Annotated in this window: 11 protein-coding genes and 1 riboswitch; of the genes, 4 read left to right on the top strand and 7 right to left on the bottom strand. The window is 70.8% G+C overall.

What is annotated here, in order from left to right:
- The first annotated feature begins 20 nt into the window (after positions 1–20).
- From OG599_RS30545 to OG599_RS30535, 3 genes are read left to right on the top strand one after another with little or no spacing between them, the layout of a single operon-like run.
- Positions 21–827, top strand: a complete 807-nt coding sequence (locus OG599_RS30545; RefSeq protein ID WP_327180246.1) for an STM4013/SEN3800 family hydrolase — start codon at positions 21–23, stop codon at positions 825–827.
- Positions 828–834: 7 nt separating this feature from the next.
- Positions 835–2,256: an STM4012 family radical SAM protein gene (locus OG599_RS30540; protein ID WP_327179201.1), complete on the top strand. Its 1,422-nt coding sequence runs from the start codon at positions 835–837 to the stop codon at positions 2,254–2,256.
- Positions 2,257–2,263: 7 nt separating this feature from the next.
- The gene (locus tag OG599_RS30535) at positions 2,264–3,157 is read left to right on the top strand and encodes an STM4011 family radical SAM protein (protein WP_327179200.1); all 894 of its coding nucleotides are present in this window, start codon (positions 2,264–2,266) and stop codon (positions 3,155–3,157) included.
- 8 nt (positions 3,158–3,165) lie between these two features.
- On the opposite strand, the gene OG599_RS30530 is transcribed toward OG599_RS30535, so the two are convergent.
- Positions 3,166–3,990 (bottom strand): SGNH/GDSL hydrolase family protein, encoded by an 825-nt coding sequence (locus OG599_RS30530; RefSeq protein WP_327179199.1) that lies wholly within the window; start codon positions 3,988–3,990, stop codon positions 3,166–3,168.
- A gap of 180 nt (positions 3,991–4,170) precedes the next feature.
- Positions 4,171–5,058, bottom strand: a complete 888-nt coding sequence (locus OG599_RS30525; RefSeq protein WP_327179198.1) for a M23 family metallopeptidase — start codon at positions 5,056–5,058, stop codon at positions 4,171–4,173.
- Between the two features lie 5 nt (positions 5,059–5,063).
- A riboswitch (cyclic di-AMP (ydaO/yuaA leader) is annotated at positions 5,064–5,234 on the bottom strand.
- A 411-nt stretch (positions 5,235–5,645) separates the two neighbouring features.
- On the opposite strand from OG599_RS30525, the gene OG599_RS30520 reads away from it, so the two are divergent.
- Entirely contained in the window at positions 5,646–6,455 is an 810-nt protein-coding gene (locus OG599_RS30520) for a tyrosine-protein phosphatase (RefSeq protein WP_327179196.1), read from the top strand.
- A 20-nt stretch (positions 6,456–6,475) separates the two neighbouring features.
- On the opposite strand, the gene OG599_RS30515 is transcribed toward OG599_RS30520, so the two are convergent.
- The 5 genes from OG599_RS30515 to hpnH all read right to left on the bottom strand — a co-directional run bounded on the left by OG599_RS30515 (position 6,476) and on the right by hpnH (position 11,963).
- Positions 6,476–6,658: a DUF6126 family protein gene (locus OG599_RS30515; RefSeq protein ID WP_327179194.1), complete on the bottom strand. Its 183-nt coding sequence runs from the start codon at positions 6,656–6,658 to the stop codon at positions 6,476–6,478.
- 73 nt (positions 6,659–6,731) lie between these two features.
- Positions 6,732–7,340 carry a helix-turn-helix domain-containing protein gene (locus OG599_RS30510; protein ID WP_327179193.1) on the bottom strand — a complete coding sequence of 203 codons (609 nt, stop codon included), beginning with the start codon at positions 7,338–7,340 and terminating at the stop codon, positions 6,732–6,734.
- A gap of 71 nt (positions 7,341–7,411) precedes the next feature.
- On the bottom strand, positions 7,412–8,857 hold the full coding sequence (locus OG599_RS30505; protein ID WP_327179192.1) for an aspartate aminotransferase family protein: 1,446 nt from the start codon (positions 8,855–8,857) through the stop codon (positions 7,412–7,414).
- Positions 8,854–10,863 (bottom strand): 1-deoxy-D-xylulose-5-phosphate synthase, encoded by a 2,010-nt coding sequence (dxs, locus tag OG599_RS30500; protein WP_327179191.1) that lies wholly within the window; start codon positions 10,861–10,863, stop codon positions 8,854–8,856. The genes OG599_RS30505 and dxs overlap by 4 nt, the downstream gene beginning before the upstream one ends.
- Positions 10,864–10,943: 80 nt before the next feature.
- Complete coding sequence (gene hpnH, locus OG599_RS30495; RefSeq protein WP_327179190.1) at positions 10,944–11,963, bottom strand: adenosyl-hopene transferase HpnH; 1,020 nt, start codon at positions 11,961–11,963, stop codon at positions 10,944–10,946.
- Positions 11,964–11,968 lie beyond the last annotated feature (5 nt).

Here is an 11,968-nt window from a genome sequence, read left to right as displayed (position 1 = left end):
CGGACGACGGCGTACCCGACATGAACGCCGTCGTCGGCAGTCACGATCTGCTGCTGGTCACGCTCGACACCCTCCGCCACGACGTCGCCGTCGAACTCGCGGCGGCGGGCCGCCTGCCGAATCTCGCCCGGCATCTTCCCGGCGGTGTCTGGGAGAAGCGGCACGCCCCCGGCAGCTTCACGTACGCCTCCCACCAGGCGATCTTCGCCGGATTTCTGCCCACCCCCGCCTCGCCCGGACCTCACCCCCGGCTCTTCGCGGCGCGCTTCGCCGGCAGTGAGACGACGGCCGGCCGGACCTTCGTGTACGACTCCCCCGACCTGCCGCGCGGCCTGGAAGCGGTCGGCTACCACACCGTGTGCATCGGCGGCGTCGGCTTCTTCAACCGGCAGCCGCCCCTGGGTTCGGTGCTGCCCGGCCTCTTCGCGGAGAGCCACTGGGAGCCGGAGTTCGGCGTGGCCTCCCCGACCTCCTTCGAGGCGCAGGTCACCCGTGCCGAGGAGGTCGTGGCCGCCCTCCCGGCCGATCAGCGGCTCTTCCTCTTCGTCAACGTCTCGGCGCTCCATCAGCCGAACTGGTTCCATCTGCCCGGCGCCACCGCCGAAGCCGGTGACTCGCGCGCGACCCACGCGGCGGCACTGGAGTACGTGGACCGGCACATCGGCAGACTCTTCGCGGCGGCGGGCAGCCGGCGCCGCTGCTTCGCCATCGTCTGTTCCGACCACGGCACCGCCTACGGCGACGACGGGTACACCGGTCACCGACTCGGACACGAGGCCGTCTGGACGGTTCCGTACGCACACTTCTTCCTCGAACCGGGGGCCTGACCCGACCATGACCACCACTCTCCCCACCACCGACGCCACCGAGCGGCCGTACCAGAGCTACGTCTACGCCTACCCCCACAAGACGGCCTACGCGGAACTCCCCGACCGGCCCGCCCTGCACGAGCTGTGGGCCGGGGAGAACAAGGAAGCCCTCCAGCTCTACGCCCACATACCGTTCTGCGAGGTCCGCTGCGGCTTCTGCAACCTCTTCACCCGGATCGGCGCCCCCGACGAGCTGACCACCCGCTACCTCGACGCGCTCGACCGGCAGGCGACCGCCGTACGGGACGCGCTGGGCGACGACGGGCCGGTACGGTTCGCCGCCGCCGCGTTCGGCGGCGGTACGCCCACCTTCCTGACCGCCGGCGAGCTGGAACGGCTCTGCGACATCGCGGAGAAGAGGATGGGCGCGGATCTGCGCGCGGTGCCGCTGTCCGTGGAGACCTCCCCGTCCACGGCGACCGCCGACCGGCTCGCCGTGCTCGCCGACCGTGGCACCACCCGCGTCAGCATCGGCGTGCAGAGCTTCGTCGACGGCGAGGCCCGGGCGGCGGTCCGCCCGCAGCGCCGGGCCGACGTCGAAGCGGCGCTCGGCCGCATCCGCGAGACCCGGATACCGGTCCTCAACATCGACCTGATCTACGGCATCGACGGGCAGACCGCACGGACCTGGCTCGCCTCGCTGGACGCCGCCCTGGCCTGGCGCCCCGAGGAGCTGTACCTCTACCCGCTGTACGTGCGCCCCCTGACCGGTCTCGGCCGCCTCACCGGTGACGCCGGCGCCGAGGCGGCAGCCGCGGCGGACGCCGCCTGGGACGCCCAGCGGCTCCGCCTCTACCGCACCGGCCGGGACCACCTGCTGGCCCACGGGTACGAACAGGTCTCGATGCGGATGTTCCGCCGCGCGGACGCCCCGCACGAGGGCCCCGACGACCACGCCTGCCAGACGGACGGCATGGTCGGCCTGGGCTGCGGCGCCCGCTCGTACACCTCGTCGCTGCACTACTCCTTCGACTACGCCGTCGGCATGGGGCAGATCCGCGGCATCATCGACCGCTTCACCACCACCGGGGACTTCTCGCGCGCGGAGGTCGGCCGACGCATCGACGGCGACGAGCCCAAGCGCCGCCATCTCCTGCAGTCACTGCTCCAGGCCGCCGGGCTGCCCCGCGCCGAGTACCGCCGGCGGTTCGGCAGCGACCCCGTGGACGACTTCCCCGTGGAGCTGGCCCGCTTCACCGAGCTCGGCTGGCTGGACGGCGGAGGCAGCAACGGCGGAGGCAGCGCCAACCGCACCCATCGCGCCGACACCACCGACGGCGACCACCTGCGGCTCTCCCCCGAAGGGCTCGCCCACTCCGACGCGCTCGGCCCCGCGCTCTTCTCGCCCGCCGTGCGCGCCGCGATGGCCGCGTACGAGGCGAAGTGAGCACGCCGTGGACCTGACGATCCTCTACCGCGGCCCGCTCGCCTCCTGCGACTACGACTGCCCGTACTGCCCGTTCGCCAAGAGGCGGGACAGCCGGGAGCAGCTCTCGGCCGACCGGGCGGCGCTCGAACGCTTCACGGCGTGGGTCGCCGGGCGGACCGGGGACCGTCTCTCGGTGCTCTTCACCCCGTGGGGCGAGGGGCTGGTGCGGTCCTGGTACCGGCGGGCGCTGGTCGAGCTGTCCCACCTGCCGCAGGTGGCGCGGGTCGCGATCCAGACGAATCTCAGCGGCAGGACCGGCTGGCTGTCCGCGGCCGACCCGGAGCGGGTGGCGCTCTGGTGCACGTACCACCCGGGCCAGACCCCGTACGACCGGTTCCTCGGCAAGTGCCGGGAGCTGACCTCGGCGGGGGTGCGGTACAGCGTGGGGGTCGTCGGTTTCGAGGAGCACCTCCCCGAGGCGCGGAGACTGCGGGCGGACCTGCCGGAGCAGGTGTACCTGTGGGTGAACGCCGCCGAGGGGCGTACGTACACGGACGCGGAGGCGGAGCGCTGGACGGCGCTCGACCCGCTGTTCCCGTACAGCCGGCATCCGCACCGCTCGGCGGGGCTGCCGTGCCGGACCGGGGAGTCGGTGATCTCGGTGGACGGGGACGGCACCGTGCGCCGGTGCCATTTCGTCAAGGAGGAGCTGGGCAGTCTCTATGACGGCAGCTACCGCCGGGCGCTCGGCCCGAGGGCCTGCCCGCTGGCGGTCTGCGACTGCCACATCGGATACGTGCACCTGGAGTCGCTGCCGTTGTACGACGTGTTCGCCGGGGGTGTGCTGGAGCGGATTCCGGCGGCGCCGGCCGGGCCCGCCGCAGCGGGCCCGTCACGTCTCCGGCTTCCCCTGGTGTAGTGCCCCGCTCAGAGCGGCAGCAGGTCCGGCCGCTTCGCCGCGACCTCGTCGCCGGAGGACTCGCCGCGCAGCCGGCGGCCGATCCACGGCACGAGGTACTCGCGTGCCCACTGGATGTCGTCGCGCCGCACCTCGAAGGTGTTCCGCTGGGCCTGCGGGGGCCACGGCTGGTCGGGGTCGGCCGGTGTCTCCAGGCCGAGGACCTGCGCGGCCCGCAGTGCCACCCGGGTGTGCCCTCCGGAGGACAGGTGGAGCCGGTCGCCGTCCCAGGCTCGGCGGTCCTGGATCGAGCGGAGGGACCAGAGGTCGAGCACCGGGCAGTGGTAGCGGTCCGCGATGGCCCGCAGGTGGACGTTGTACGTGGCGATCTTGCCGCGCATGTGGCGCAGGACCGGCACGCCCCGGGTGTCGAACCCGGTGGTGACCATGACGGTGCCGACGGCGTTGGTGAGGTCGGCGACCGCGCGCTCGAAACGCTCGGCCAGGTCGTCCGGGTCGGTGCCGGGCCGGATGATGTCGTTGCCTCCGGCGCAGAAGCTCACCAGGTCGGGTGCGAGCTCCTTGGCGCGGGGGACCTGTTCCTCGACGATCTGGTCGAGGAGTCGTCCGCGTACCGCGAGATTGGCGTACCGGAATTCCCCGCGCGGGGAATCGGAGCTCGTCGCCTCGTCGAGGACGGGGAGCTGGTCCGCCAGGAGAACCGCGAAACGGTCCGCCCAGCCGACATAGGCCCCGTCGGGTCCGGGGTCTCCGACTCCTTCGGTGAAACTGTCGCCGATCGCCGCGTACGACCCGATGATGTCTGTCTTCTGGATTCTCGAATCGTCTGCCACGGCCACATATCTTGCCTCTTTCACTGTGACCTACGCGACCGTAAGAGGGGGTTGACGGTGGGTGAGATAGACCACCCGGTCAGGTTTTGGTAAAGCCGGAATAAGTAGAGGGGCGGCACGCTTACGCGTACCGCCCCTCGAAGCCCTGACGGATCGTGACGACCGTCATCGGGAGTTGTCTCAGATGGAGACGCCGTGCGAACGCAGGTAGGCGATCGGGTCCACGTCCGAGCCGTAGCTCGGGGTGGTGCGGATCTCGAAGTGGAGGTGCGGGCCGGTGACGTTGCCGGTGGCACCCGAGAGGCCGATCTGCTGGCCGCCGGTGACGGTCTGGCCGGCCGAGACCATCAGCTGCGACTGGTGGGCGTACTGGGAGTACATGCCGTCGGCGTGCTTGATGATGACCTCGTTGCCGTAGGCGCCGTCGTAGCCGGCGGAGACGACGGTGCCGGGGCCGACGGCGCGGACGACGGTGCCGGTGGCGGCGCTGAAGTCGGAGCCGGTGTGGTAACCGCTGGACCACATGGAGCCGGAGGCGTGGTACTGGGTGGTGACGGTCGCGTTGGCGACCGGCGTGGTCCAGCCCGTGCTGTTGCTGTCGGCGGCCTTGGTGGTGGTCGCGGCGGACGTGGACGCGGTCGCCGGGGCGGCCTTCGTCTCGGTCTTGGCCGCGGTCTTGGTCTCGGCCTTCGCGGAAGAGGCGGCCGGGGCGGACGCGGTGGAGGCCGAGCCGGACGCCTGGGCGCCGAGCGTCAGCTTCATGCCCGGGAGGATCAGGCTCGGGTTGCCGCCGATGACCTCGCGGTTGTCCTGGTAGAGCTTCTCCCAGCCACCCTTGATCTTGTGCTGGGCGGCGATCTTCGCCAGGTAGTCGCCGGAGACGACCTTGTAGGTCTTGGCGGACTGCTGGGCGGACTGGGCGACGGCGGGGGCCGACTGCTCAGCGGCGTGGGCACCCGTGGCTCCGAGGAGCGGCAGGGCGACGACGGCGCCGCCGGCTCCGACGGCGAGGATGCCGCGAGCGATCGGGCCGGACTTCTTACGACGGTGCTTACCCGGGATGGGCATGGGGGAATTCCTCTCCGGCGCCTACGAGGTGAGCTGTCGGGTTCGGGCTGGAGATGCCCGGTCGCGCTGAACACGACTTCACCCCGAGCCGGCCGGATCAACTCCGGTCGGCGGCTTACCTGGGTCCCCCGCTCCTGCCACGCATAGTGAGTGCGAATTCCGGGCGGCGGCAGGATTAGGCGGTCCGTCCGGAGTGATGGTGAACGTAATCGAGCCGGGTCGGACGGAACAAGCCATCGCAAGCGGAACGGAATCCGCACGCCGATTTCGGCGCTCTTTTCCGGTCACCCTCCGTGGATTACGGATCTTGGCATTCCGCATGACGGACGGGGAGTCCTCCGGCGTCCCGGCCACGCACGGTCACGGATATGATCCCGCTCACCAGATCACCCACCATCTCCCCCATAAACGGGTGATGTTGCGTGAAATCCATACAATACGGACATGTCGCGCACGTCACTGATGACGGTTCCTCAGTCCTCGAGGACCCGTCGCCGCCGCTTCGGCGCCACGGAGCGATGTCGTAGGGTCGCGACGAGCCGACGCCGGCGAGCAGCGCCGGCGCGCAGAAGCACCCAGGAGCCGCTGTGACGCAGGTGCCGCAGTTCTCGCCGGCCGAACCCGAGCTGAGCGGGGTCCGTAACTTCAGGGACGTGGGCGGACTGCCCACCACCGATGGGCGGCGGGTACGGCACGGGAGGCTCTTCCGCAGCGGCCACCTCGCCGCGGCCACCGCCGAGGACGCCGTCTTCCTCGGCCGGCTCGGCCTGCACACGGTCTTCGACTTCCGTAACTCGGCCGACCAGAAGCTCGACGGCTTCGACGTGGAACTGCCGGGCGTCCGCAACCTCCGCATCCCGCTCTCGGACCCCGCCGACGGGGCCGGTTTCTGGCGTCTGGTGCGCGAGGGCGACATCGCGCAGCTGCGCTCGCTGCTCGCCGACGGAAAAGGTACGGAGCGGATGCTCGCCTCGTACCGCTCGATCATCACCGACCGCACGGCCGAACAGAGCCGGGTCCTGCACGCGCTGGCCGAGGACAGCGTGCCGGCACTGATGCACTGCGCCGCGGGCAAGGACCGGGCGGGTCTGACGATGGCGGTGACCCTGCTCGCGGTCGGCGTGGAGCGCGAGGCGATCGCGGCGGACTACCTCAAGTCCAACGACGCCCACCGCCGGTACCGCCTGCGGCGCGGCGACAGCGCGGACCCCCTGGTCTCCTCCGAGGTGATGAGCCTGCTCAACCCGCTCTTCGGGGCGCACATCGACTACCTGGACACCGCCTTCGCCACCATCGAGGAGAACTGGGGCTCCACGGAGCGCTACTTCGCCGAGGGACTGCGCCTCTCGGGGGAGACCCGGGAGCGGCTGCGCGATCGGCTGCTGGACGAGGCGTAGGCGGTGTCCGTACGGCTCCGCTACTGATTGCCCCCGGCGACGGCGAACAGGATGTAGAGGAAGGCCGCGACGACGTGCCCGGCGACCAGGTAGGCGACCAGCCGGATGACCATCCCGCGCGGCATCTTCCGTTCCTGGGTGTCCCGGACCGCAGTCCCGGTCTGCCGGGGGGTCAGCGGGTCGTAGTGCTCCGAATCGGACATGACGGTCCTCTCTGCCGTGCGCCCGGGGCCGGGCGCACGAGGAATGGGCGCGGCACCGGGGTGCCGGGCGCGGTCAGCGCCGACGGGTCCCGTCGCCGAGGCACAGCTCGGCGGCGGGGCTCTGCAACAGGGTGTGTACGAAGATCAGCTCGGCGCCCTCCGGTCCGGCGGCGGCGATCCGGTGCGGGGTGAGCGAGTCGAAGTGGGCGCTGTCGCCGGGCCCGAGCTCGTGCGCGGATTCGCCGAGGCTGACCCGCAGCCGCCCTTCGAGGACGTAGAGCCACTCCTCCCCCGGGTGGACCCGCACCAGGTCGCCCTGGGCGCCGTACGGGACGCGCACCCGCAGAGCCTGCATGGCGCGGCCGGGCCCACCGGCCCTGCGGTACATCCAGCCGTCGGCCTCGGGCCCGTCGAACCGGCCGCCGCGCACGATCGCGTCGCGTTCCGGGGGGATCTCGCCGAGGAGCTCGGAGACGGTCGTGCCGTAGATCCTGGCGAGGCCGAGGAGTACGGGCAGCGAGGGCTGCCGGTTTCCCGTTTCGAGCCGGGAGAGATGGGCCGGGGAGAGCCCCGCGCGCTGCGCGGCGGCCTCCAGGGTGAGGCCCCGGCTCCGGCGCAGGTCGCGCAGGCGGGGAGCGACACCGGGGAGGTCGTCGGCCACCCCTCCGTCAGGAGGATTCATGCCTCCATTGCGCCACCGACTTTCCTCTGAGGCAAATTTCTTGCCTCAGAGGCAAAACGTTCCGGGAGTGGTCAGCGGTTGGCCACCGCCTGCTTCACCAGCGTGCGCCCGAAGTCCCACATCAGGCCGCCCCCGCCGTGCGCGTCGTCCATCACCGACTCGAAGGCCGCGACGAACCGGTCGACCTCCGGCTCCCCGATGATCAGCGGCGGAATCAGCTTGATCACTTCGAGGTGGTCGCCGGAGACCTGAGTGAGGATCCGGTGCTTCTGCAACAACGGTACGACAACCATCTGGGCGAAGAGCCCCTTGCGGGCGGCCTGGAGCATCGTCCACCGGCCGCGCAGCTTGATCGAGGAGGGCCGCCCGAACTCGATGCCGACCATCAGCCCGCGACCGCGCACCTCGTGCAGCAGCTCGTACCGGTCGACCAGCGCGGCGAGCCGCGTCCGCAGCAGGTCGCCGGTGCGCCGGGCGTTGGCGACGATCTCCTCGTTCTCCATGACCGAGAGGACCGCGAGTCCCGCCGCCATGGCCTGGGCGTTCGAACCGAAGCTGGCGGAGTGGACGAGCACCCGGTCCATGGAGGAGTAGACCTTCTTGAAGATCCAGTCCTTGCCGAGGGTGGCTCCGACCGGCACGTAGCCGCCGGAGAGCGCCTTGGCCACGCAGACCAGGTCCGGCTCGACGCCCTCCTCGTGCTGGTAGGCGTAGAAGTCGCCGGTCCGGCCGAGACCGGTCTGCACCTCGTCGGCGATGAGCAGCGCCTTGTGCCGGTGCAGGAGTTCCTGGGCCTCGTGCAGGAAGCCGGGCGGCGCCGCGTGCACGCCCTTGCCCTGGATGGGTTCGACGACGAGCGCCGCAACGTCGCCCCGTTTGAGCTCGCGGCGCAGCGCGTCGAGGTCGCCGAGGGCGATGGCGGTGTCCGGGAGCAGTGGGGCGAAGCCGTCGCGGAAGCCGTCCTCGCCGTTGACCGAGAGCGAGCCGGTGGTGAGGCCGTGGAAGGCGTGGGAGCAGTAGAGGACGCGCGGCTTGCCCGTGGCGTAGCGGGCGAACTTCAGTGCCGTCTCGACGGCCTCGGTGCCGCTGTTGCCGAAGAAGGCGCGGTCGAGGTGGGGGCTGTGGGTGAGGAGCTTCTCGGCGAGCAGGCCGGGCAGCGGCTGGCAGTCGAAGCGGGTGAGGTCGGCGAGGGAGGCGTCGAGCACGTCGTGCAGGGCCTTGCGGACGACCGGGTGGTGCCGGCCGAGGCCCATCACACCGAATCCGGCGAGCATGTCGAGGTAGTCGTTGCCGTCGGCGTCCCAGAAGTAGGCGCCCTCGGCCCGTTCGTAGACCTTGTCGAAGCCGATGGTGTGCAGCATGCGCGGCAGCTGGTGGTTGAGATGGCGCGCGTGCAGGTCGTAGCGTTCGGCACCGCGCTCCGCGAGCAGCGTCGCGAGATCGAATCCCTTGCCCACGCCGTCGGCGCCCCCGGTGACCCCCGTGGTGCCGGCGCCGCCTGCCCTGTCGTCCTTCATTCCTCGCTCGTCTCCTTCTTCTCTCCGCGCGCCACTCGTCCTCGCTCCGGTTCGGTGCCGTTCCCGGCCGTCGGTACGTGTCGCGGTACCGCCTCCGGTTCCGCCGTCCCCTCGCCGGCGAGGCGCTCCGGGTCTTCGGGCCGTCCCGCCAGTGCCGCGCCGATCTCGCCCGCGATCTCCACCGGGGTCAGTCCGATGTCGGCGAGCACCTCGCCGCGTTTGGCGTGGGCGAGGAACTCCTCGGGGATTCCGAAGGTCCGCAGGGTCACGTCCACTCCCGCGTCCCGCAGTGCCTGCCCGACCGCCCAGCCGACGCCTCCGGTACGGCAGTTGTCCTCGACGACCGCGACCAGCCGGTGGCCGGCGGCGAGGGGGGCGAGCTGTTCGTCGACCGGCCGGACCCAGCGCGGGTCGACGACGGTGCACTCGATGCCCGAGCCCTTCAGCAGGTCGGCGGCGTGCAGGCAGACCGGCGCCATCACCCCGACCGCCACCAGCAGCACGTCGGGGCGCTCGCCCCGGTGCAGGACGTCCATGCCCCCGACGCGTCCGACGGCGGGGACCGTCTCCCCCACGGACTCCTTGGGGAACCGGACGACGGTGGGCGCGTCGGCGACGTCGACGGCTTCGCGGAGCTGCGCCCGGAGCTGGTCGGCGTCGCGCGGGGCGGCGATCCGCAGCCCGGGCACGACCTGGAGGACCGACAGGTCCCACATGCCGTTGTGGGAGGGGCCGTCCGTGCCGGTGACCCCGGCCCGGTCGAGCACGAACGTCACGCCGCTGCGGTGCAGGGCCACGTCCATCAGCACCTGGTCGAAGGCGCGGTTGAGGAAGGTGGCGTAGACGGCGACGACGGGGTGCAGTCCGCCGGCGGCCATGCCGGCGGCGGAGACCGCGGCGTGCTGCTCGGCGATGCCCACGTCCACGACCCGGTCCGGATGGGCGGCGGCGAACGCGGTGAGCCCGACGGGGTGGAGCATCGCGGCGGTGAGGGCGACCACGTCGGGGCGCTCGGCGCCGATCCGCGCGATCTCCTCGCCGAAGACGGAGGTCCACGAGGGCCCGGCGGGGGCGGTGAGCGGGAGGCAGGTCAGCGGGTCCATCGCCCCCACGGCGTGGAAGCGGTCGGCCTCGTCCCTCAGGGCGGGGGTGTAGCCGCGGCCCTTCTCGGTGATGCAGTGGACGAGGACCGGTCCCCGGAAGTTCTTGGCCCGCACGAGGGCGGACTCGACGGCGGCGATGTCGTGGCCGTCGACCGGCCCGATGTACTTGAGGCCGAGGTCCTCGAAGAGCCCCTGCGGGGCGAAGGTGTCCTTGAACCCCTTCTTCGCGCCGTGCAGCGAGCCGTACAGCGGTTGTCCGACGACCGGGGTGCGTTCCAGCAGCTCCTTGCACCGGGCGAGGAAGCGTTCGTAGCCGTCGGTGGTACGGAGGGTGGCGAGGTGGTCGGCGAGGCCGCCGATGGTCGGGGCGTACGAGCGGGTGTTGTCGTTCACCACGACGATCAGGGGGCGGTCCTTGGCGGCGGCGATGTTGTTCAGCGCCTCCCAGGCCATGCCGCCGGTGAGGGCTCCGTCGCCGATGACGGCGACGACGTGGTCGTCCTTGCCGAGCAGTTCGTTGGCCTTGGCGAGGCCGTCGGCCCAGCCGAGCGCGGTGGAGGCGTGCGAGTTCTCGATGACGTCGTGCTCGGACTCGGCGCGGGAGGGGTAGCCCGAGAGGCCGCCCTTGCTCCGCAGTTTCGAGAAGTCCTGGCGGCCCGTGAGGAGCTTGTGCACGTAGCTCTGGTGGCCGGTGTCCCACAGGACGCGGTCGCGCGGCGAGTCGAAGACCCGGTGCAGGGCGATGGTGAGTTCCACGACGCCGAGGTTCGGTCCGAGGTGCCCCCCGCTTCGGGACACCGCCTGCACGAGGAACGTCCTGATGTCCGCGGCGAGTTCGGTCAGTTGCGGTCCACTGAGCGGTGCGAGGTCCCGTGGTCCCCCGATGGATTCCAGCAAGGTCACGTATGTGCCCCCTCGTCGGTTCCTGGTGAAAGGAGGGCGGTCACGGCCGGGGTGCCCCGGCCGTGACCGCCCTCCTCGGACTACCGGCTGCCGGCGACCGTCTCCCGGGCCGCGCGCAGCGATTCCTTGAGCGAGCCCATGGTGGCGAGCACGGCGGTGGGTTCGTAGCCGCAGTGCGCCATGCAGTTGGCGCAGCGCGGGTCCTTGCCGCGGCCGTACTTGTCCCAGTCGGTCTCCTCGATGAGCTGCCGGTACGTGGGGACGTATCCGTCGCTCATCAGGTAGCAGGGGCGCTGCCAGCCGAAGAGGGAGTAGTTCGGGATGGCCCAGGCGGTGCAGGGGAAGTCCGCCTTGCCCTCCAGGAAGTCGAGGAAGAGCGGCGAGTGGTTGAGGCGCCAGCGCGCCCGGTTGCCGCCCGCGAACGTCTTCTTGAAGAGCTCGCGGGTCTGTTCCACACCGAGGAAGTGCTCCTGGTCGGGCGCCTTCTCGTAGGCGTACGCCGGGGAGATCATCATCTCGTCGACCTTCAGGTCGTCGTTGAGGTAGTTGAGCACCTCGATGATGGTCTGGGGGGTGTCGGTGTTGAAGAAGGTGGAGTTGGTGGTGACCCGGAAACCGCGTCTCTTGGCTTCCTTGATCGCCTCCACCGCCTCGTCGAACACGCCTTCCTTGGCGACGGATTCGTCGTGGCGCTCGCGCAGACCGTCGATGTGGACCGCGAAGGCGAAGTACCGGGAGGGGGTGAACTTCTCGATCTTCTTGCGCAGCAGCATGGCGTTGGTGCAGAGGAAAACGTACTTCTTCCTGGCCACCAACTGCCGCACGATCTCGTCGATCTGAGGGTGCATCAACGGTTCTCCACCGGCGATGGAGACCATCGGAGCACCGGATTCGAGTACGGCCCCGACCGCCTGGGCGACCGGCATGCGCTGCTTGAGCACTCCCGCGGGGTGCTGGATCTTCCCGCACCCTTCGCAGGCGAGATTGCAGGCGAACAGGGGCTCCAGCTCGACGATCAGCGGGAACTTCTCACGCTTGCGGATCTTCTGTTCGGCAAGGTACGTCGCAACCTTGATGGTTTGGCGGAGCGGCATGGCCATCTGGC

Origin of the sequence: Streptomyces sp. NBC_01335, assembly GCF_035953295.1 — a bacterium.
Classification (GTDB): domain Bacteria; phylum Actinomycetota; class Actinomycetes; order Streptomycetales; family Streptomycetaceae; genus Streptomyces.
This window is presented reverse-complemented; position numbering and strand designations above follow the sequence as displayed.